Raw genomic sequence first — 21402 nt, 5'->3', positions numbered from 1 at the left:
TTTTATTGATGTGTTTCTTGCGCTGCCTGGATTGTGGCGTCACCCTCCCGTCACTACAGTGAATGCATACCGAACAGGCAACCCCACTGGAGAAACTGCATGAGCACCCCATCCGAGCAACGCCGCCAGGCAGTCGAGGCATCGATCGGCCAGATGAAGAAAGCCATCGCCGGCGCTGAACCGACCCGCGAAAAGCTCGATGCGGTGCTCGATTCGCTGCAAGGCCTGGCCGCCCACACCGAGTACTGGGGCGCCGCCGACTTTCCGCCGCCCGAAGCCGGCGAGCACCAGGCCCGCTACCTGATCGCCGAAGACCCCGACCAGAGCTACGCGCTCTACCTGAACGTGATGCGCCCGGGCAAGAAGATCGTGCCGCACAACCACACCACCTGGGCCTGCATCGCCGCCGTGGAAGGCACCGAGCACAACCGCGTGTACGCGCGCACCGACGACGGCGCCGTGCCGGGCGTCGGCAAGCTGGAGGAGACGGCGCTGGTCGTGGTGGCGCCGGGCAAGGGCATCGCGCTGATGCCCGAAGACATCCACTCGGTCGAGATCCAGGGCGAGCAGGTCATCCGCCACCTGCACATGTACGGCCGCGCGCTCGAGACGCTGAACGAGCGCACCGCGTACGACATGGCCGCGGGCACCTACCAGACGATGGGCATCGGCGTGCCGACGCGCCGCTGACCCGCCGCCCTCTTCGATCCACCTTCTTTTTCATGCGAGGCGCACGCCTTGCAGGACCTCGTTCGCCCCCAAGACTGGCCCCCATGACTTCCCACATCGACCCGAAGACCCTCAAATCCTGGCTGCACGACGGCGGCGAGATCGCGCTGCTCGACGTGCGCGAGCACGGCCAGTACGGCGAGGCGCACCTGTTCTACGGCATCCCGCTGCCCTTCAGCCGCCTAGAAGTCGATGCACCGCGCCTGGTGCCGCGCCGCGGCGTGCGCGTGGTGGCGTACGACAACGGCGAGGCTGGCGTGGCCGATCGCGCGGCCGGGCAGCTCGCCGCATTGGGCTACACCGACGTGCACGTGCTGCAAGGCGGCACCGCCGCCTGGAAAGCCGCGGGCTACGTGCTCTTCGCGGGCGTCAACCTGCCCTCCAAGACCTTCGGCGAACTGGCCGAGGAGACGTATCACACCCCCCGCGTCAGCGCCGACCAGTTGGCCGAAATGCTCGCGCGCAAGGACAAGGTCGTCGTGCTCGACGGCCGCCCGGTCAGCGAGTTCCACAAGATGAACATACCGGGCGCGACCTGCTGCCCCAATGGCGAGCTGGCCTATCGCGTGCGCCGGCTCGTGCCCGACACGACCACGCCGATCGTCATCAACTGCGCGGGCCGCACGCGCAGCATCATCGGCGCGCAGACGCTCATCAACCTCGGGCTGCCGAACCCGGTCTACGCGCTGGAGAACGGCACGCAGGGCTGGTACCTGAGCGACCACCAGCTGGGACACGGCGGCACGCAGCGCTACGCGGCCGACAGCGGCAACACCGACCTGCGCCTTGCGGCAAAGGCGCTCGCCGAACGCTTCGACGTGCCCACGGTGCCCGCCGAGACCGTGCAGCGATGGGCTGCGGAGACGAGCCGCACCCTCTTCCTTTGCGATGTGCGCACGCCCGAGGAGTTCGCCGCCGGCAGCCTCCCCGGTGCGCAGCACACGCCCGGCGGCCAGCTGATGCAGGCCGGCGACCAGTACTTCGGCGTGCGAGGCGCGAGGCTCGTGCTGTTCGACGACGACGGCGTGCGCGCGCCGACCGTCGCGAGCTGGCTGCGGCAGATGGGCCACGACGCGAGCGTGCTCGAAGGCGGGCTCGCGAGCGGCCTCGCGCTCGCACCCGCCGCCGCACCGGCCGCACCCGCGCTGGCGACCATCGATGCGAAGGCGCTGTCAGCGCGCCTCGCACAGGGCGACGTCGCGCTTGTCGACCTGCGCGGCAGCATGCAGTTTCGCGCCGGCCATATCCCGCAGGCCCGCTGGTCGATTCGCCCGCGCCTTGCCGCCGACGTGAAAGGCGAGACGCGACAGATCGTGCTCGTGGCCGACGACGCCGCGCTCGCCGCATGGGCCGCCGCGTCCGAACTTCCAGACCGCGCTGCGCTGCTGCTCGAAGGCGGCATGGCCGCATGGCGCGCTGCCGGCTTGCCGATCGAGGCAACGCCCGTGCTGCCCGCCGACGCCGACTGCATCGACTACCTCTTCTTCGTGCACGACCGCCACGACGGCAACAAGGAGGCCGCGCGCCGCTACCTCGCGTGGGAAACCGGCCTCGTCGCGCAGCTCGATGCACAGGAGCGCGCGGCCTTCAGGCTGCCCTCGGCCGCATCGGCATCGCACACCTAGCCACCGCTTTCCCCTCGCTCGTCGTTGTCCGTTCCTATCTCAGGAGTCCTGCCATGTCGTCTGCTTTCCGCGCTTCGCATTTCGCTCGTCTTGCCATGGCCGCCACGTGGCTCGCGGCGCTGGCCGTGCAGCCCGCATCGGCCGATCCGCTGCCCGCACGCAATGGCTTCCCTTCGCAGACGGTGAAATTCATCTCGCCCTTCCCGCCCGGCGGCGGCAACGATGCAACGGCGCGCCTGGTCACCACGCGCCTGCCCGAAATCATGGGACAGGCCGCGGTGGTCGACAACCGCGGCGGCGCGGGCGGCAACATCGGCGCCAAGACCGTGGCCGATTCCAAGCCCGACGGCTACACCGTGCTCACCTCGCAGGTGTCGATCATGGCGGTGAACCCCACGCTCTATGCCTCGGCCGGGTTCGATCCGGTGAAGAACTTCATCCCGATCACGCAGATCAACGCTGCGCCGCTCGCGCTCGTGGTCGATGCCAATTCGCCACTCAAGAGCTTTGCCGACCTTGCCAGCAAGGCCAAGGGAACGCCCGGCAAGGTGACCTACGCGACGCCTGGCAACGGCACGCTCTCGCACTTGGTGGGCGTCGTGCTCGCCAAGGACAACGGCATCGACATGACCCACGTGCCCTACAAGGGCGCAGGCCCAGCGCTCACCGACCTGCTCGGCGGGCAGGTCGACGTGCTCGTGACCTCGACCGCCTCTGTCGCGGGTCTCGTGCAGAACGGCAAGCTGCGCGTGCTCGCGGTGACCAGCCCGCGCCGCATCGGCGTGTTCGCCAAGTCGCCGACGCTCGAAGAGCTGGGCTACGCCGGCGCGCGCTTTGAAGATTGGTACGGCTTCTTCGCCCCGGCCGGCACGCCGCCCGAACGCGTGGCTTATCTCAACGAAGCCATCGTGCGCACGCTGCGCCTGCCCGAAGTGACCAAGCTGGTGAACGACGGCGGCAGCGAAGTCGTGGCCAATTCGTCGGAAGCCTTTGCCGCGCAACTGAAGCAGGACATCGACCGGTGGTCGCGCATCGTCAAACTCTCCGGCGCAAAGGCGGATTGACGCACCATAGAGGCCTGGCCCACGCTCGACAGAACACCACCATGTCCGACTCGCACAAAGAAGACCCAGCTGCACAGGCGCTCGACACGCGGCTCACGCGCACCGGCAAATCGCCGGCCTATTTCGGTGGCACGCCCGTCAACACGCCGCTGGTGCGCGCCAGCACCGTGCTGTTCGACAGCGTGGCCGCGATGCGCGACACCCGCGCGCGCCGCGGCGACGAGCGCGCCTTCAGCTACGGTGCGCGCGGCACGCCGACCACCTTCGCGCTCGAAGATGCGGTGAGCGAGCTCGAAGGCGCCTATCGCACGCGGCTCTTCCCGACGGGCCTTGCGGCCATCGGCATGGTGCTGCTGTCGTACCTGAAGCCGGGCGACCATGTGCTGATGTCCGACAGCGTGTACGAGCCGACGCGCAACCTCGTGCACTCGTTCCTCGCGCCCTACGGCATCCGCAGCAGCTTCTTCGCGGCGGATGGCAGCGGCATCGAGGCGCTTTTCGAGCCCGCCACGCGCCTGGTCTACGCCGAGTGCCCCGGCTCGCTGGTCTACGAGATGTGCGACCTGCCAAAGCTGGCCGAACTCGCGCACGCACGCGGCGCACTGCTCGCGGCCGACAACACCTGGGGTTCGGGCGTGCAGTACCGCCCCATCGAACTGGGCGCGGACATCTCCACGATGGCCGCGACCAAGTACCTCTCGGGCCACTCCGACGTGATGATGGGCACCGTCGCCACCACGCGCGAAGCCTGGCAGCCGCTCAACGAGCGCTGCGACGCCTTCGGCATGACCGTGAGTCCCGACGACGCCTGGCTGGTGCTGCGCGGCATGCGCACGCTCTCGGCGCGATTGCAGATGCACGAGCGGCATGCGCTCGAAGTCGCGCACTGGCTCCAGGCACGGCCCGAAGTGTCGACGGTGTTCTGCCCTGCGCTGCCGCAGCACCCGGGCCACGACCTCTGGAAGCGCGACTGCAACGGCACCAACGGGCTGATCTCGTTCGAGTTCAAGCAGGGCACCGAGAACGCGGCGGTCGAGCGCTTCGCCGATGCGCTGTCGCTGTTCGGCCGCGGCTCGTCATGGGGCGGTTACGAAAGCCTCGTGGCATGGACCAACATGCGCGCAGCGCGCAGCGTGACCGACTGGAGCGCGCGCGGCGCGGTCGTGCGCCTGCACATCGGCCTGGAAGCGCCGGCCGACCTGCAGCGCGATCTTGCGCACGGCTTCGCGGCAATGGCCGGCTCGCGTTGACGCTTCCGCGCCTCGTGTCCTGACATCGCCCCTGCGCGGTTCGCCGACGAGATGACCGGCTACCTGCACGGCGCGTCCAGGGCGCCTTGAAGCGCAGCGAGCGGGCCGCTCGTGCCTGCTCGCCCGCTGGCTCGCTTCACGTCACCTCAATCGCAAGCGACCACGCCCGCAGGCGCATTGCGCAATCGATTGAGAAACGTCAGCTGCACCTTCGCCGTTTCGCTCCCTTGCATCGCCGCCTGGCGCATCCACTGACGCGCCTCGCAGCGGTCGGCGCGCACCGACATGCCGTAGAGCACCGGCCCGGCGAGCAGCACCATGCCGAGCATTTCCTGCGCCTCGGCATCGCCCTGCGTGGCGGCTTCGCGCAGTTGCTGGAGCATCGTGCGGTAGTCGCGCGCGGTCTGGGCCTCGAGGGCGAGCTGGAAGCGCTGCGCCGCGTGCAGCTCGAGGCTGCGGTCCGGCGGGCTCGCCGCGGCGAACGCGGCCACGAAGCACAGCGCGCCCGAGAGAAAGAGACGCCAGCGCAGCGACCAGCCGGCGATCTGGTTGAGTTCGGAAGCCATCGACGTTCTCCACAGGTCATTGATGTGGATGCATCGTGGCGCCGAAGTCACCAAAAGAAAAACTGGAATTCACGCAGCCAGCCTCAGCCAATGCCTGAGGCTGCGCCGGCGCGCGAGCGATCAGTTCGCGCTCAGGTCCATCAGCATGCGCGAGAGCAGGTACACGCGCGGCACCACGCTCTCGACCTCGGCGTACTCCTCCGGCGTGTGGATGCCGCCACCCACGATGCCGAAGCCGTCGAGCACCGGCACGCCCACGCCCGCCACCAGGCTCGCGTCGGCCGCGCCGCCGCTGCTCTCGATGGTGAGCTTCTTGCCGATCTCGGCGTAGATGCCCTCGGCCATGGCGACCAGCTTGTCCGACGCGGGCGAACGCGGCATCGGCGGCAGGCCGCGCACCAGGCGCACGCGCACCTCGGTCTCGGGGATCAGCTTGTTCTGCGAGATGCGGATCAGGTCTTTCTCGACGCGGTCGAACTCGTCGGGCGTGGCCACGCGGACGTCGCCCTTGGCGCTGGCGCTCGCGGGAATCACGTTGGTCGCGCCGTTGGCCGTGAGCACCGTGAAGTTGACCGTCGTCTTCTTCGCGGCGTCCGCCGTCTTCGAGAGCTGCAGCACCTGGTGCGCCACTTCCATGGCGGCGTTGCGGCCGGTCTCGGGCGCAACGCCCGCATGCGCGGCCAGGCCCTTGACCTCGACGAGCGCGGTGGCCGAGCCCTTGCGCTCCACCACGAGGCCGTCGGCCGGGCGGCCCGGCTCCAGGTTCAGCGCCACGTCATGCTGCTTGGCCACACGCTCGATGAGCGCGGTGGTGCCCACCGAGCCCATCTCCTCGTTCGTGTCGATCAGGAAGGTGATCTGCCCGTAGTCCTTGAAGCCGATCTTCTGCAGCACCTTCAGCGCCTGCAGGCCGGCGACGACGCCGCCCTTGTTGTCCATCACGCCGGGGCCGTAGGCGCGGCCGTCCTTGATGTAGAACGGCTTGGCGGCGGCCGTGCCGTCCTTGAAGACGGTGTCGATGTGGGCCAGGATCAGGATTTTCTTCTTGCCCTGCCCCGTCAGCGTGGCGACGACGTTGGTGCCGGGGTGCGGATCGGCCGGAAAGGTCTCGATGCGCGCGCCGAGCTGGCGCAGTTCCTCGACGGCCATCTCGCGCACCTTGGCGAGCCCCTCGGTCACGGTCGAGCCGGAGTCGATGTTGACCATGCGCTCCAGCAGCTTGAGCGCCTCGTCCTTCTGCTGCGTGGCCGCGTCCAGCGCGCCCTGGTGCGGCTTCTGGGCCACGGCGTTGCCGGCCGCGGCGAGCAGTGCGCAGGCGAGCAGCACGCCCTGGCAGGCGGCGCGCAGCGGCGCGGGGTTCTTGACGGGGGATGGGCGCTTGGAAAAAGTCATTGGGTCCGTTCTCGGTTCGTTCACTGGATTGCCCAGCGCAAAAAAGCCTGCTCCTCGCAGGCGAAGCAGGCTATCACCCGCGTTCCGCGCGGGTCAAGCGAACGGCGTACGGACTAGCAGCAACGCCCCTTGCCTGCCCCGTACCGCGCCTCCAGCCGCTCGCGGAAGAAGGCCTCGTAGCTCATCGGCGGCCGGTCCGGGTGCGTGGCCGCCATGTGCGTGAGGTAGGCGTCGTAGTCGGGCAGGCCGACCATCAACCGCAGCGACTGCTTGAGCGAGCGGGCGAAGTAGCGGCCGGCTTCCGGCAATGCGAGGGCCATGGCCGTTCTCAGTGGGCCGCCGCAGCCGACGTGCCGGCGGGCTCGAACGGCGTCTCCTGCGTGGTCGGCCGGTTGGCCGCGCGCGCCGCGAGACACGCCTTGATGCTGTAGACCAGCACGCTGAGCACCACGAACATGAAGAGCGCGCACAGCGCTGCGTCGAGCCGGTCGTTGAAGACGATGCGCGACATCGCCTCGGGCGTCTTCGCCGGCGCCACGAGCACGCCGTTGGCCAGGCCTTCGGTGTACTTCGCCGCATGCGAGAGGAAGCCGATCTTCGGGTCGGCCGAGAAGATCTTCTGCCAGCCCGCCGTGAGCGTGCAGGCCAGCAGCCACGCGGCCGGCGCGATCGCCACCCACGCATAGCGCTCGCGCTTCATGCGGAACAGCACCACCACGCCGAGCAGCAGCGCCACCGCGGCGAGCATCTGGTTGGAGATGCCGAAGAGCGGCCACAGCGTGTTGATGCCGCCCAGCGGATCGACCACGCCCTGGTACAGGAAGTAGCCCCACGCCGCCACGCACAACGCCGTCGCCACGAGGTTGGCGGGCAGCGAATCGGTGCGCTTGAGCGCGGGCACGAAGCTGCCCAAAAGATCCTGCAGCATGAAGCGGCCCGCGCGCGTGCCGGCATCCACCGCCGTGAGGATGAACAGCGCCTCGAACAGGATCGCGAAGTGGTACCAGAAGGCCATCATGGCCTGCCCGCCGATCGCCTGGTGGAGGATGTGCGCCATGCCCACGGCCAGCGTCGGTGCGCCGCCTGCGCGGCCGAGGATGGTGGTTTCACCCACGTCCTTGGCGGTCTGCAGCAACATCTCGGGCGTGATCACGAAGCCCCAGCTCGACACCGTGGCCGCCACCTGCTGCGCTGTCGTGCCGACCAGTGCGCCGGGGCTGTTCATCGCGAAGTAGATGCCCGGCTCGATGCACGAGGCCGCCACCAGCGCCATCACCGCGACGAACGATTCGGCCAGCATGCCGCCGTAGCCGATGAAGCGCGCATGGCGCTCGTTGTCCAGCATCTTGGGCGTGGTGCCCGAGGAAATCAGCGCATGGAAGCCCGACACCGCGCCGCACGCGATCGTGATGAAGAGGAACGGGAACAGGCTGCCCGACCACACCGGGCCGTTGCCCTGCGCGAACTGCGTGATGGCCGGCATCTGCAGCGTCGGCATCACGAACACGATGCCTATGGCCAGCGCGATGATCGTGCCGATCTTCAGGAAGGTCGAGAGGTAGTCGCGCGGCGCGAGCAGCAGCCACACCGGCAGGCTCGCGGCGACGAAGCCGTAGCCCACCAGCATCCAGGTGAGCGCCTTGCCGTCGAAGGTGAAGAGCGGCGCCCATTCGGCGCTCTGGCTCACGGCCTGGCCGCCGAAGATGGCGAGCATCAGCAGCACGAAGCCGATCAGCGAGACCTCGCCGATGCGCCCCGGGCGAATGAACCGCAGGTAGATGCCCATGAAGAGCGCCACCGGAATCGTCGCGGCCACCGTGAAGGTGCCCCAAGGCGATTCGGCCAGCGCCTTCACCACGATCAACGCCAGCACCGCCAGGATGATGATCATGATCATGAAGGTGCCGAAGAGCGCGATCATCCCGGGCACCACGCCCATCTCCTGCTTGACCAGGTCGCCCAGCGAGCGGCCGTCGCGGCGCGTGGAAATGAAGAGAACGATGAAGTCCTGCACCGCGCCGGCGAACACCACGCCGGCCAGGATCCACAGGAGGCCGGGCAGGTAGCCCATCTGCGCCGCGAGCACCGGGCCCACCAGCGGACCCGCGCCCGCGATGGCTGCGAAGTGGTGGCCGAACAGCACGTTCTTGTCGGTCGGCACATAGTCCAGGCCGTCGTTGTGGCGGTGCGCGGGTGTCTTGCGGTTGCCGTCCAGGCCCAGCACCTTGTCGGCGATGAAGAGGCTGTAGTAGCGGTAGGCGATCAGGTAGGTGCAGATCGCGGCGGCCACCACCCACAGGGCGTTGACGCTTTCACCACGGGTCAGGGCGACGGTGCCGAGCGCGAACGCGCCGACCACGGCCACGACCAGCCACACCAGATGGCGGCGGATGCTGTGCATGCGGATGTCTCCTCGATATTGAACCCGAGGAGTCTTGCCGGACGGGGCCGCGTTGCCATCCGTCGGACCGCGTGGAAAGGCCGCGTGGCACTGCGTAATGGAAAACCCGAACGCCGCGTGGGCAAAGCCGGATCGTGCGCCGCGCGGCGCGCGAAAATGCCGTCGCCTATCCGGAGAATCCACCCATGTCCACCGTCACCATCCATCCCCATATCAATGTTCGCAACGACGGTGCCTTCGTGCTGTTCGGCGGCGTCAACGTGCTCGAGTCACGCGACCTGGCCCTGCGCACCGCGGCCGAGTTCGTTCGCGTCGCCGGCAAGCTGGGCATTCCCTATGTCTTCAAGGGCAGCTTCGACAAGGCCAATCGCTCGTCGATTCATTCGTACCGCGGCCCGGGCCTGGACGAGGGCCTCAAGATCCTGCAGGAGGTCAAGACCGAATTCGGCGTGCCGCTGCTGACCGACGTGCACGAGCCCTGGCAGGCGGCCCCGGTTGCCGAGGTGGTCGACGTGCTGCAGCTGCCGGCCTTCCTCGCGCGGCAGACCGACCTGGTGGTGGCGCTCGCCAAGACCGGCCGCGTCGTCAACATCAAGAAGCCGCAGTTCCTGAGCCCGTCGCAGGTGCTGAACATCGTCGAGAAATTCAAGGAAGCCGGCAACGAGCAGATCATCATGTGCGACCGGGGCACCTGCTTCGGCTACGACAACCTCGTGGTCGACATGCTGGGGTTCGGCGTCATGAAGAAGGTGACGCAAGACCTGCCGGTGATCTTCGACGTGACCCATTCGCTTCAACAGCGCGAGGCCGGCGCCGCCGCCTCCGGTGGCCGGCGGGAGCAACTGGTGGACCTGGCGCGTGCCGGCATGGCCATCGGCCTCGCCGGTCTTTTTCTCGAAGCCCATCCGGACCCGGCACAGGCCAAGTGCGACGGCCCGAGCGCGCTGCCGCTGGCGCAACTCGAACCGCTGCTGACGCAGCTCAAGGCGTTGGACGATCTGGTGAAGTCGTTCCCGGTATTGAATATCTAGCCGGGCGCGGAAGCGCTCACGGCCGCCGCGCCTGCGTCGGCTGGCGCGACCAATAGACGCCGTCGAGCCGGTCGAGCCGCACCTCGCCGCCGGTCGACGGCGCATGCACGAAGCGCCCGTCGCCGACGTAGATGCCCGCATGCGACGGCGTCGAGTTTCCGAAGATCACGAGGTCGCCCGAGCGGATCTCGGACATCGCCACCGGCCGGCCGAACGACGCCATGCGCGCCACCGTGCGCGGCGGCACCTGCCCGAGGCTGCTGCGGTACACATAGCCGATGAGCCCGCTGCAATCGAAGCCGCCCTCGGGCGTGTTGCCGCCATAGCGGTACGGCGTGCCCACGAGCCCCAGCGCATGGATCGTGATGCTGTTCGATTGCTCGGCGGTGAGCGGCGGGATGTTGGAGACGGCGGGCCGCTGCGGCGCGGGTGGGCTCGCGCAACCCACCATCAGCAGGAAGACGCCCATCGGCAGCAGGCGGTGCAGCGGCATGCGGGAGCGTTGCGAACGGGTCATCGGCACGGCGGTGTCAGGCATGTGGTGATGGCGGGTCTCGTTGACGTGCACGGACTTTACCGGCCTGACGGGATACGGCCTGGCCGCCCCGGTGCCTGCCTTAGACACCCGGGTAATGCTCCGCCAGAACCTCCCGCACCGTCTCCTGCAACCCCTTGAAGATCTCCGCCACGTCGACCTCCTCCCCATCCTCGATACGCTTTGAAAGCATCGTCATCGGAAATAGCAGCAGCGTCGTCTGCTTGTAGCGGATCGCAGGGTCCCTGCCGTATTCGTCTTCGACCATCCACCAGTCGTAGTTCTCCTGGGTTTCGATGAAGACCTTGCCGAAGGCCAGGCCCAGTGCCTGCAGCGAATACGTGGCCTCGGGCTCGACGATCTTCGAATCGACGACCTTCTGCAGTACCGCCAGATCGGCCATCGTTCCCGACAACACGAGGCCCGTCGCTTCGGACACCAGTTCCGCCGCATGCATCAACTGGTGCGCGATGGCATGAAGGTCGGCAGTGGTAGGAGCCTCGATCTTTTGTTCCATGGCGTGCGTACTTTCGACTCGATGGGGTGGCCGATATCGTATGGCACGATCGACGCATGCCCGAGCCGTCCCGTCGCATCCCGTACCGCACCTGGCCAGGCGCACTGGCGGTGCTCCTGGCCATCGCCGCCTACGTGGGCGGCCTCACCTTCTGGAACAACCGCACGCCCGGTGCGCGGCCCTTGCCCGCGGGGGAGACCGTGTCCGTCGGCCATGCCCGTTTCGAGCCCGCCAACGGATGGGAGATGGACGTGGCCCGCTCCAAGGCCGGCCGGTCGCTGATGCTCTTCAAGGGCGGCCACAAGTTCCTTGTCACCACCGGTCCCTGGGTGGGCGGACCCGACGGGCCGCTGGTGCGCCAGCAACGGCTCATGGAGCGCGGCCAGCATCTGGAGATCGAGGGCGACATCTCCGATTTCGTCACGCCATGGGGCCTGCAGGGCAAGACCTTCGCCTACTACGGATCGAAGCTCGCCGGCCGCTTCTGGCAGGTGGTTGACCTGCAGCGCAAGTTGCTCGTGCAGATCGATTTCTACGGCGCCAGCGACGGCCTGAACGAAGCGATGGCCGACGCCCGCAGCATGCTCGAGTCCATGGACCTGGAGGCCTCGCCATGAGCGCCGACGACACCCAGGTTCTCATCGGCCCCGAGCAGGACCGCGGCGAGTGGCCGGTGGGCACCGACTCGTTCTTCCAGCCGCAACGCGCGGCGTTCTGGCTGCTGGCGGCGTTGATCGTCAACGGGCTCTTCTACACGGTCAACATGTTCTCGATGGGGTTCCGCGTGGTCCCCGTCACCGCGTTGCTGGGGCTCCTGGTGTGGGGCGTGTACACGCTGATCTTTGTTCTGGTCTTTCGCACGCTCGACCTGCTCGAGCAGCACCCGCCCGAGGCCTTCGTGCTGGCCTTCGCATGGGGCGGCTTCGGCGCGGTGTACTTTGCCGCGCCGGCGAACATCGCCATCCAGGGCCTGTGCGCCAAGCTGGTGTCGCCGGACTTCGTGGCGGCCTGGGGGCCGGCCATCGCAGGGCCGATCACCGAGGAGTTCCTGAAGCTCGCCGGCGTCATCCTTCTGGTGCTGGTTGCGCGCAACCAGTTCCAGACGTATCTCTCGGTGCTGATCGTGGGCGCGATGGCGGGGCTGGGCTTCCAGGTGATCGAGAACCTCTCGTACACCGTCAACGCGTCGATGCACTTTCCGCTCGAGAACCAGGTGTATCCGGTGTTCCTGAATCTCTTCACGCGCGGGCTGCTGAGCGGCCTCTGGAGCCACGCGGCCTACACGACGATCGCGTCCTTCGGCGTTGCATGGTTCCTGCTGCACCCGGAGCGATCGAAGGCGATGCGCATCGCCGTGGCGTTCCTGTGCTTCGCGCTCGCGTGGGCCATGCATTTCATCTGGAACTCGCCCTGGCTGGAAGACCTCTTCGACGGCGGCTACGGCGAGATGGCCGTGATGCTGCTCGTCAAGGGCATCCCCGCGATGATCGCGGCCGGCCTCTTCTGGCGCGTCGCGGCGCGCGAGAACGGCGCCTACCTCCATGCGCTGGCGGCCTACTTCGTGCCCGAGCGCGAGCTGATCCGCGACGACGAGTGGATGCGCCTGGGCGCACCGCTGCAGCGCTACAAGGTCCGCCGCCAGATGGGCTGGACCTTCGGCCTCCGGGCCCGATGGCTGAAGACGCAACTGCAGCGCGAGCAACTGCGGCTGGTGCGCAAGGCGATGACGTACGGGCGCGGCGCGCAGACACTTCGGCACGAGGTGGCGATCAGGCGGCTGCGCGCGGAGCTGGAGCCGCTCATCCGGCAACCTTAGGCGCGATGCCGCGGCCCGTTGCCCGCGGCTCGCCACCCGCCATATCCAATCCGGCAGATGGCACATCGGCGTCGCCCTCGGCAGACTCGAGGGATGGCCAGTCCCACCTTCGCCCCACCGCCCTTTCCCGAGCCCGACCAGCCCTTCGACACGCCCGAAGAGGCAGCCCGCGCCGCGCTGCAGGCGTTGCTGGTGCAGTCGATCGGCAACCGCAACGAATTCGGCGGCGTCATCTGCAAGTTCAACAACAAGTTCCACGTCGCGCCGTACTTCGTGGGCGAGCGCAACAGCGTGAGCCCGGGGCTGCGGCTGCGCAACAAGGGCTGCATGCCGGTCGGGGCCGAAGCGGTGGCCGTCGCCTACTTCCACACGCATCCCAACGTCATGGGCGCCGGCATGACGATGCAGCCCGATGTGTTTTCGGACGAGGACATCGGCGTGGCGAACGGCTCGGAAGTCGATGCCTACATCGGCAGCGTCTCGGGCCTCTTCTTGAAGTTCGAGCGCTCGACGCAGAAGACCTACATCGCCGGCGAGTGCCTGCGCAACGCCGACACGGGGCCGGTGCCGGACTGGAAGAAGATCAAGCGCAAGCTCAACCTGAAGTACGAGTTCCTCTCCCCGTCCGCGCCGGAAAAAGCCGTGGTGAAGCCCAAGCCGCGCGTGCCTGACCGCAAGGGGCCGACGATGGCTCCGCTGCGGTAAGAAAGGCCTTGGGTCCAATTCCCGGGCCCCGTCGAAGCGGCCAGCGTCGAATCCCCACCAACCGTTTTCCGCTCGGCGTCACCCCACTGGCACAAACACCAGGGGCGGTGCGCGAGTGCTTTTTTTTCATCGGCCTCGGGCAGAATACCCCGCGCCTGCGAGCAGGTGAAATCGCCTCGGCGCGCGCAGTCATCAAAACGAAAAGATTCAACAACGTGGGGTGTGAGGGATGAAAGCACTTACTTGCAGGACTGCCTTGGCATTGCTTCTGGCTGCAGCGCTCGTGTCTTGCGGCGGTGGGGGTGGCGGCAGCGGCGGCGGAGGCACCAGTGGTTTGCCGGTCGGGCAATCGCTGTCGTCGCCGCAGGCGGCGAACAAGGACGCGGCGGAAGATCCGACTGGTGTTCAAGGGCTGAGCGCCGGGCCGGCGGATTCTTCGGGAGGAATTGCGGCGTTGCAGGCGCAAGGCGTGGATGTCGCTTCCGCGCTCGCCGGGCGGGCCGCCAGCGAGGGCGTCTCGGTGTACAGGACGCTCGACACCAGCGCCTTCGGAATGCCTCGCACCATGGTCTACGACTCGGTTCATGGCGACATCTACGCCTCGTATCCGACCACCTACGAATCGGTCGGGCTGAGTGCCATCGTGCGGTTCCGCAGCAACGGCATGGGCTGGACAAGCACCTCGCTCTCCCTGCCCGGCCTGCAGGACATCGCGCTTGCGCCCGATGCCAGCGTGCTGGCTGCAACGGATGGCAGCAACCACGTGCACCTGATCGACCTGGCAACCTTCAGCGTGAAGAGCACCCATCTCGCGCCCTTTGGCATTGGCGACCAGGGCAGCAACACCGAAGTGGCCATCGCATTCACCGGCGACGGCCGGCTGTGGATGCCATCGGGCGCCGGCTACAACTGGCACAACCTGGGATTCTTCGAGCCGCGCACACAGACCTTCGGAACCGTCGCCTGCTCCATGTGCTACGGAGGGCCGTACTTCGCGGTGTCGGGCGATGGGTCCAGGTTGATGGTGACCCAGACCGCGGGCCTCAGCCCGATGCCGCCGATGCTCTACATGGACGGGGGCGACGGCGTGCTGCGGACGAATCCCATCGGGCTCGAGTTCTTCTACTGGATGACGAGCCTGAGCGACGACGGCAACCGCTTCCTGTTCAGCGGCTCCGCGGTCTATGACCGCGCATTCGGCACCGTGGGTAACCTGCCTCAGGTGAATGACCTGCGAACAGCCCGCCTCTCGCCGGATGGGCGCCGCGCCTACACGCTGAACTACGTCGTCGAGCCTGGATCCTCGGCGCTGCCGGTCGTCCGGGCCTTCGACACGACCGCGCCGGCAGGCACGAATATCAACCTGCCTCCGGTCGGGAGTTTCACGCTGGCCGACTTCCCCGCCTGCCAGGCGTCTACCTACCCCAAGTACTCCTGCTACAGGCCCAGGATGCAGGTGAGCAAGGACGGCACGACCTTGATGATCCTGGGCGACAAGAAGCTGATCGTTGCGACCATCCCCAAGGCGCTGCGTCGCTATTGACGATGGCGATGGGCGGCTACGCGACGCCGGCTAATGCCCCCCGCGCGTACCGCCCCGGCGATTGCCCCACATGCCGGCTGAACGCCGTGCTGAACGTGCTGGCCGAACCATAACCCACGCGTTCGGCGACTTCCGCTATGCCGAAGTCGTTGCGCGCGAGCAGGTCTTTCGCGACCGCCATGCGCCAGGCCAGCAGGTACTCCATCGGCGGCAGCCCCACGGCGCGCGAGAAGCGCTCGAAAAACGCCGACCGCGAGAGTGCAGCCTTCTTCGCGAGCTCGGCCACCGTCCACGGTTGCGCAGGGTCGCCGTGCAGGTGGCGTAGTGCGATCGACAGGCGCGCATCCGCCAATCCGCGCAGCAGCCCCGGGGGTGCGCCTTCGCCGGGTGTCGAGCGCAGCGCTTCGATCAGAAGCAGTTCGACGAGCCTTTCGAGCACCAACTCGCGCCCTGATTTCGCATCGAGCGATTCTTCCCTCACGAGCTGCACCAGCACCGAAAGCCGCCCCACGTCGCGCACATGCAGCAGCGTCGGGAGCAGCGACGCCAGCAGCGAGGCATCCGGCGAATCGAAGGCGAAGTAACCGCCGAGCATGCGCACGTCAGGCGGGCCGTCGCGGCGGCCGTGTCGGATGTCGTCGACCGGTGCAGGCGCGAGCGTGGGGTCCACGAAGACCGGCGCCGCCGGCACGTCCGGTGTGGCGCCCGACATCGTGAACCCGGGCGTGAAGGGCATGAGCACGAAGTCGCCGGCCGAGAGCGTCAGGGGCTCCTGCCCATCCACCGCAAGGACGCATTCGCCCTCGAGCATGGTGCAGAAGCTCGGCTCGCCGAACGCCGAGTAGCGCACGGCCCACGCGCCGGCGCCGCTGATGACCTTCGAGTACACCGCGCGCGGCCGGAGCAGCGAGACGACCTCTGCGAGTGGATCGGTCATGCCGGACTCCTGCAAACAAATGACAGACTGATGATTATAGAAAGTCCTGCCTGTCGCCGATATCGTGACGCACCTTCAACCCAATCACCAAAGGAAATCCGAATGAAGACCGTCCTGATCACCGGCTGCTCGTCTGGCTACGGCCTGGAAACTGCGCGCCACTTTCATTCCCAAGGCTGGCACGTCCTCGCGACCATGCGCACGCCGCGTACCGACCTGCTGCCCCGCTCCGAGCGCCTGAGGGTGCTGCCGCTCGACGTGACCCAGCCCGAGAGCATCGCCGCAGCGCTCGAAGCCGCCGGGCCCATCGACGTGCTCGTGAACAACGCGGGCCTGGGCCTCTTCGGCGCGTTCGAGGCAACGCCGATGGCCACCGTGCGCGAGATCTTCGAGACGAACACCTTCGGCACGATGGCCATGACCCAGGCGGTGCTGCCGCAGTTCCGGCTTCGCAAATCGGGGCTGGTGATCAACGTGACATCGACGGTCACGCTCGCGCCCATGCCGCTCGTGGCGGCGTACACCGCGAGCAAGACGGCGATCGAAGGTTTCACCGAGTCGCTCGCATTCGAGCTCGAACCCTTCGGCGTTCGCGTGAAGCTCGTGGAGCCGGGCTACGGGCCGGGCACGCGCTTCACGGAGAACGGGGCTGAGCGCATGCAGGGCCTGATTCCCGAGGCGTATGCGCCGCTGGCACAGTCCATCTTCGCGACGCTGGGCAGCCCGGCGGCCGTGACCACCGCCTCGGACGTGGCCGAGGCCGTGTGGCGCGCCGCGAACGACAGCGCCTCGACGCTGCGGTATCCGGCGGGTGCCGATGCACTCGCGCTCGCCAGGGGGCGTTGAGCGCATCGAGCGCGCCCGGGATCTGCCGGCGGGGCGCAAGCGCCAGGGCGCGCCGCGCCTCGCCCAGCACGCCCAGCACGCCCAGAACGCCCTGAACCACGCCGCGCCCCGCGCGCACGCTGAAGCCCCGGGGGACGGCTGCGCATAATCGCGCTCTTTCTCAGGGAAGACGGATGCACATCGAAGTCGCGCAATCCACACCGACAGCTGCCGGCATCGCGATGCTCGTGGAACGCCACTACGACATGGGCAAGGTCGTCGACAGCGAGTTCCTTCGGCGCAGCTTCAACCAGGTCTACCGGCTGCGCTTTGCGGATGGGCGGCGCGTGGTGGCCAGGCTGTGCGCCGAGCGGCCGCGGGGCGCGCCCAATGTATTCTTCGAAGCGGCCGCACTCGCGCATTGGGCCCGGCAGGGATGCGCCGTGTCCCGCTGCCTGCCCGCTGCGAGCGGCGAGGTCGCCATACAAGTCGCGCTGCCCGAGGGGCCGAGGGCGCTGATGCTGTTCGAGTTCCTGGACGGCGAGTTCACCGGCGATTCGAACGAAGACATCGGCGCCTTCGCGCGCGGCCTGGCGGCCCTGCACATCGCGGGCCGCACCTACGATGGCCCCGCCAGCGCCTACCGCCTGGACCTGGACTACCTGCTGTTGCGCCCGCTGCAGGAGTTGCTGCACGCCACCACCATGACCGCCGAGCTGCGCCCGCACTTCGAGTCCCTCGCCCGACGCCTTCACGACGACATCCTGTCCATGGGCGAACTCAGCAGCGTGCTGTGCCATGGCGATGCCCATGGCGGCAACAACTTCGTCGTCGGCAATGCGCAGGGCCAGCGCGAGGCGGTGTTCTTCGACTTCGACGAGTCCGGTCCCGGCTACCTCGCGTACGAACTGGCGGTGTATCCGTGGAGCCTGCATCCCCGCACGGACGATGGCGTGTTCAGCGACAAGGCCAAGGGACAGTGGCGCCACTTCATCAACGCCTATCGCCAGACGCGGCCCGTGGCCGATGCCGATCTCTTCGCCATCGAACGCTTCATGGCGGTGCGGCAGTTCTGGCTGCTGGGGGAATACGCAGGGCGGGTTCCCGTATGGGGTTCGCAGGCCATGCCCACCGACTACCTGCGCCGGCAGGTGACGATGCTGCAGAAGTGGGAGACGCTGGAGCTGCCGGCCTGAGCCTGTGCGCAATCGCGCAATCGCGCAATCGCGCAGTCGCGCAGTCGCGCAGTCGCGTAGTCGCGCAAAGGCCGGGCGCGCGTCGCACACGCAATGACTGCCGCAGACTACAGCGCACCCCTGCCCGAACCCGTAGCGTGCTGGCTTTACCAGGGAACGCAACATGCCGACAAGCCTGCCAAGCCATCCGACCGGCGCATCCCGCCGCGCCTTCATGACGGCATCCATCGCCGCATGCGCAACCGCGGCGCCATGGTCCGCGTGGGCAGCCGGATCGTCCGCGAAGAAGAAGCCGCGCGAGCAGGATGATTCCTCCGACCTGGACAAGCTGAATGCCGCGAGCAGCACGCCCGTGCTCGCGCAAGGCTCAAGAGGTCCGGCTGTCGTGCGCGCGCAGATCCTGCTGGACCGCGTGTGGTTCTCCCCCGGCGAGATCGACGGCGGCTTCGGCGCCAACATGCGGCGCGTGGTGTCGGCCTACCAGGAGGCCAATGGCCTGAAGACCACCGGCAAGGTCGATGCCGCGACCTGGGATGTGCTCACCAAGGACGCAGCCCCCTTGTTCGAGACCTACACGATCACCGAGAAGGACGTGGCCGGCCCCTTCACGCCGACGCCTCGCGACATGGCCGAGCGCGCGAAGCTCAAGTCGCTCGACTACGAGAACCTGAAGGAAGCGTTGTCCGAGCGGCATCACATGGCGCCGCGCCTCCTTTCGGACCTGAACAAGGGCTCGGCCTTCAAGGCCGGCGATTCGATCATCGTGGTCAGCGCCACGACCACCGCCGACGCGCGCGTGGTCGCCTCGGCCAAGTCGATCCGCATCGACAAGGCGGACCACATGCTCTTCGTGCTCGATGCCAACGCAAAGCCGCTCGCGGGTTTCCCGATCAGCATCGGCGGGCCGCTCGATCCGTTGCCCTTGGGCAAGATGAAGATCACCAACGAGGTGAAGAATCCCACCTTCACATACAACCCCGCGCTCCTGAAGAAGGGCGTGCCCGCCGATGCGCAGAAGGTCGATGTCGCGGCGGGGCCCAACAACCCGGTGGGCAACATCTGGATGGGCCTCTCGAAGCCGCACTGGGGCATCCACGGCACGCCGGCGCCGGAGCGCGTGGGGCATGACGAGACGAACGGCTGCATCCACCTGACCAACTGGAACGCGGCGCGGCTTTCGCAACTGGCCAAGGCCGGGTTCGCCGTCGAGGTTCAAGCGTAGGCATGGGCGCAGGCGTGGCGACTTTCGGCACCCGCGCGCTTGCGGCGTGCGCATCGGGGCTCTTTTTCTGTCTCGCGGCGCTGGGTGGCGCGTCGGCGCAGGTCGCGGCGGTTCCTGCGCCTGCCGATGGCATGGCCGTGCTCGCAGAGCGAGCCATCGCCATGCCGATCGACGGGGTGAAGGGGGCTGCACTGCAAGACACCTTCACCGACCGGCGCACCGGCGGCTCACATGAAGCGCTCGACATTCCCGCGCCGCGCGGCACGCCCGTGCATGCGGTGGACGACGGCAAGCTGGTCAAGCTCTTCACCAGCGTGCCCGGCGGGCTCACCGTCTATCAGTTCGACCCGACGGGTCGGCTGGCGTACTACTACGCCCACCTCGACCGCTACGCGGACAACCTGCAAGAGGGCATGACGCTGCGAAGGGGCGACGTCGTGGGCTACGTCGGCACCACCGGCAACGCGCCGCCCAACGTGCCGCACCTGCACTTCGCGGTGTTCCTGCTCGATGCGGACAAGCGCTGGTGGAAGGGCACGGCAATCAATCCCTATCCGGCATTGCGGCCGCTGCGTTAGCCCACGCGCGACCTGCTCATCGGGTCGAGGTGCCCAGTTCGTCAACCATCAGGTCGATGAAGCGCCTGACACGCGGCTCCAGCAGGCGCCGCGTCGGGTAGAGCGCGAGGATCTTCACGTCCCCCGCGTCGAGGCCGGGCAGCACCTGCCGCAGGCGGCCCGCAGCCAGGTCATCGGCCACCAGGAAGTCCGGAAGGAGCGCGATGCCCAGCCCCGCGACGGCGGCATCGCGCAGGGCCTCGCCGCTGTCCAGCCGCAGGCGGCTGCGGCCCTGGGCCTTGATCCACGCGCCGTCGTCGTCGCGAAAGCGCCAGCTTTGTCTTTGATTGCGGCTGCTGAAGAACAGGCAGTCGTGCGCGGCGAGCGCATCGATGTCCTGCGGCTCTCCACGCGCGGCGATGTAGGCGGGCGATGCGCACAGCGCAGCCTTGTATTTGGCCACCACGCGGGAAACGAGCCCCGTGTCGGCGCTGGCCTCCTGCGCGCCGATGCGCACGGCGAGATCGAAGCCGTCCTCGACGATGTCCGCCACGCGATCGGTGAAGCTCACCTCGGCCTGCAGCTCAGGCCAGGCCGCGAGGTATTTCTGCAGCAGCGGCAGCACCACGAGCCGGCCGAAGGCATCGGGCACGGTGAGGCGCAGCACGCCGCGCGGCGTGCCGCTGCGGCCCGCCACGCTCGCCTCGGCCTCGTCGACCGCCGAGAGGATCTGCAGGCCGCGCTCGTGGAACACCCGGCCTTCATCGGTGAGGCTCAACGTGCGCGTCGTGCGGTTCAAGAGGCGCACGCCGAGCCGGTCTTCCAGCCGGCTCACGGCCTTGCCCGCGGCCGAGCGGGTGAGCCCCATGGCCTGGCCGCCGGCGATGAAGCTGCCTTCGTCGACGACGGCCAGGAAGACCAGGATCTCGTTCAGGTTCGCACGCAGCATGGTTCGTGGTGGTCGATGTGGAAAGTTCTTCGCGTCTGTGTAGAAGCCGCTTCGCCAATGGCGTGCCTACAGTCGTTCATCACTCTCCAGAACAGAAAGAAACGCCTATGAAACAGCAGCCCGCCCTCTACAGCCACGGCGTGCCATGGGAAGAAGCCTTCGGCGTCGGCCAAGGGTACAGCGTGAACGGCACCATCTACATCTCGGGCCAGTTCTCTCACGACATGCAGGGCGCATTCGTCGGCGAGGGCGACATCGCCGCGCAGACCCGGCAGACGCTGGACAACCTCGACCGCGTGCTCGCGGGGTTCCATGTGACGAAGACGAATCTCGCCGAGCTCGTGGTCTACGTGACCGACCCGCAAGCGCACACGGAGTCGCTGGTGCCGGTGTTCAAGGCGTACATGGGAACGCATCGGCCGGCGGTGACGCTGGTCGGCGTGACTGCATTGGCGTTTCCGCACCAACTGATCGAAATCAAGGCGGTGGCACATACCGATTGATTGGGGGGAGCGCTCTGCGGGGCCTCGTCGGTCCCTATC

22 protein-coding genes are annotated in these 21402 nt (G+C 67.8%); 14 read left to right on the top strand and 8 right to left on the bottom strand.

What is annotated here, in order from left to right:
- The first annotated feature begins 99 nt into the window (after positions 1-99).
- The 4 genes from RT97_RS06630 (at position 100) to metC (ending at position 4668) form a co-directional block, all read left to right on the top strand.
- Positions 100-690, top strand: a complete 591-nt coding sequence (locus RT97_RS06630; protein WP_042577997.1) for a cysteine dioxygenase family protein — start codon at positions 100-102, stop codon at positions 688-690.
- 83 nt (positions 691-773) lie between these two features.
- Positions 774-2354 (top strand): rhodanese-like domain-containing protein, encoded by a 1581-nt coding sequence (locus tag RT97_RS06625; protein ID WP_042577996.1) that lies wholly within the window; start codon positions 774-776, stop codon positions 2352-2354.
- A gap of 53 nt (positions 2355-2407) precedes the next feature.
- Positions 2408-3418 carry a Bug family tripartite tricarboxylate transporter substrate binding protein gene (locus RT97_RS06620; RefSeq protein ID WP_042577995.1) on the top strand — a complete coding sequence of 337 codons (1011 nt, stop codon included), beginning with the start codon at positions 2408-2410 and terminating at the stop codon, positions 3416-3418.
- Between the two features lie 41 nt (positions 3419-3459).
- The gene (gene metC / locus RT97_RS06615) at positions 3460-4668 is read left to right on the top strand and encodes a cystathionine beta-lyase (RefSeq protein ID WP_042577994.1); all 1209 of its coding nucleotides are present in this window, start codon (positions 3460-3462) and stop codon (positions 4666-4668) included.
- Positions 4669-4814: 146 nt separating this feature from the next.
- On the opposite strand, the gene RT97_RS06610 is transcribed toward metC, so the two are convergent.
- From RT97_RS06610 to RT97_RS06595, 4 genes are all read right to left on the bottom strand, one after another.
- A complete protein-coding gene (locus RT97_RS06610; protein ID WP_042577993.1) occupies positions 4815-5234 on the bottom strand; it encodes a sel1 repeat family protein in 420 nt (139 codons plus the stop codon).
- A gap of 120 nt (positions 5235-5354) precedes the next feature.
- Positions 5355-6626: a glutamate carboxypeptidase gene (locus RT97_RS06605; RefSeq protein WP_042577992.1), complete on the bottom strand. Its 1272-nt coding sequence runs from the start codon at positions 6624-6626 to the stop codon at positions 5355-5357.
- A 113-nt stretch (positions 6627-6739) separates the two neighbouring features.
- Positions 6740-6946, bottom strand: a complete 207-nt coding sequence (locus tag RT97_RS06600; RefSeq protein ID WP_013542989.1) for a YbdD/YjiX family protein — start codon at positions 6944-6946, stop codon at positions 6740-6742.
- A gap of 8 nt (positions 6947-6954) precedes the next feature.
- The gene (locus tag RT97_RS06595) at positions 6955-9027 is read right to left on the bottom strand and encodes a carbon starvation CstA family protein (protein ID WP_042577991.1); all 2073 of its coding nucleotides are present in this window, start codon (positions 9025-9027) and stop codon (positions 6955-6957) included.
- 185 nt (positions 9028-9212) lie between these two features.
- Between RT97_RS06595 and kdsA the strand changes: the two genes are divergently transcribed.
- Positions 9213-10058, top strand: coding sequence for a 3-deoxy-8-phosphooctulonate synthase (gene kdsA / locus RT97_RS06590; RefSeq protein WP_042578058.1), 846 nt, complete (start codon positions 9213-9215; stop codon positions 10056-10058).
- A 16-nt stretch (positions 10059-10074) separates the two neighbouring features.
- Here kdsA and RT97_RS06585 read toward each other — a convergent pair whose 3' ends face one another.
- Together RT97_RS06585 and RT97_RS06580 are read right to left on the bottom strand one after the other, a co-directional pair.
- Entirely contained in the window at positions 10075-10596 is a 522-nt protein-coding gene (locus RT97_RS06585) for a C40 family peptidase (RefSeq protein ID WP_080898211.1), read from the bottom strand.
- Positions 10597-10675: 79 nt separating this feature from the next.
- On the bottom strand, positions 10676-11110 hold the full coding sequence (locus RT97_RS06580; RefSeq protein ID WP_052810591.1) for a DUF3806 domain-containing protein: 435 nt from the start codon (positions 11108-11110) through the stop codon (positions 10676-10678).
- A 56-nt stretch (positions 11111-11166) separates the two neighbouring features.
- Here RT97_RS06580 and RT97_RS06575 point away from each other — a divergent pair, with 56 nt between their 5' ends.
- From RT97_RS06575 to RT97_RS06560, 4 genes are all read left to right on the top strand, one after another.
- The gene (locus RT97_RS06575; protein WP_042577990.1) at positions 11167-11727 is read left to right on the top strand and encodes a hypothetical protein; all 561 of its coding nucleotides are present in this window, start codon (positions 11167-11169) and stop codon (positions 11725-11727) included.
- The gene (locus RT97_RS06570) at positions 11724-12926 is read left to right on the top strand and encodes a PrsW family intramembrane metalloprotease (RefSeq protein WP_042577989.1); all 1203 of its coding nucleotides are present in this window, start codon (positions 11724-11726) and stop codon (positions 12924-12926) included. Before RT97_RS06575 ends, RT97_RS06570 begins: the two co-directional genes overlap by 4 nt.
- Positions 12927-13019: 93 nt before the next feature.
- The gene (locus RT97_RS06565; protein ID WP_042577988.1) at positions 13020-13631 is read left to right on the top strand and encodes a DUF4329 domain-containing protein; all 612 of its coding nucleotides are present in this window, start codon (positions 13020-13022) and stop codon (positions 13629-13631) included.
- Between the two features lie 256 nt (positions 13632-13887).
- Positions 13888-15174 (top strand): hypothetical protein, encoded by a 1287-nt coding sequence (locus tag RT97_RS06560; RefSeq protein WP_155403756.1) that lies wholly within the window; start codon positions 13888-13890, stop codon positions 15172-15174.
- 16 nt (positions 15175-15190) lie between these two features.
- Here RT97_RS06560 and RT97_RS06555 read toward each other — a convergent pair whose 3' ends face one another.
- On the bottom strand, positions 15191-16111 hold the full coding sequence (locus RT97_RS06555; protein ID WP_042577986.1) for an AraC family transcriptional regulator: 921 nt from the start codon (positions 16109-16111) through the stop codon (positions 15191-15193).
- Positions 16112-16213: 102 nt separating this feature from the next.
- Between RT97_RS06555 and RT97_RS06550 the strand changes: the two genes are divergently transcribed.
- From RT97_RS06550 to RT97_RS06535, 4 genes are all read left to right on the top strand, one after another.
- Entirely contained in the window at positions 16214-16957 is a 744-nt protein-coding gene (locus RT97_RS06550; protein ID WP_042577985.1) for an SDR family oxidoreductase, read from the top strand.
- 173 nt (positions 16958-17130) lie between these two features.
- Positions 17131-18132, top strand: coding sequence for a phosphotransferase enzyme family protein (locus RT97_RS06545; protein WP_042577984.1), 1002 nt, complete (start codon positions 17131-17133; stop codon positions 18130-18132).
- Positions 18133-18346: 214 nt separating this feature from the next.
- The gene (locus RT97_RS06540) at positions 18347-19354 is read left to right on the top strand and encodes a L,D-transpeptidase family protein (RefSeq protein WP_172672168.1); all 1008 of its coding nucleotides are present in this window, start codon (positions 18347-18349) and stop codon (positions 19352-19354) included.
- A 2-nt stretch (positions 19355-19356) separates the two neighbouring features.
- Complete coding sequence (locus RT97_RS06535; RefSeq protein ID WP_052810590.1) at positions 19357-19932, top strand: M23 family metallopeptidase; 576 nt, start codon at positions 19357-19359, stop codon at positions 19930-19932.
- 16 nt (positions 19933-19948) lie between these two features.
- On the opposite strand, the gene RT97_RS06530 is transcribed toward RT97_RS06535, so the two are convergent.
- Positions 19949-20860: a LysR family transcriptional regulator gene (locus RT97_RS06530; RefSeq protein ID WP_042577982.1), complete on the bottom strand. Its 912-nt coding sequence runs from the start codon at positions 20858-20860 to the stop codon at positions 19949-19951.
- Positions 20861-20967: 107 nt separating this feature from the next.
- Between RT97_RS06530 and RT97_RS06525 the strand changes: the two genes are divergently transcribed.
- The gene (locus tag RT97_RS06525) at positions 20968-21363 is read left to right on the top strand and encodes a RidA family protein (protein ID WP_042577981.1); all 396 of its coding nucleotides are present in this window, start codon (positions 20968-20970) and stop codon (positions 21361-21363) included.
- Positions 21364-21402: the final 39 nt, after the last annotated feature.

This window comes from Variovorax paradoxus (genome assembly GCF_000834655.1).
GTDB classification, from domain to species: domain Bacteria; phylum Pseudomonadota; class Gammaproteobacteria; order Burkholderiales; family Burkholderiaceae_C; genus Variovorax; species Variovorax paradoxus_F.
Note: the sequence above shows the minus strand (reverse complement) of the source record. Positions and strands in the feature narration are given on the sequence as shown.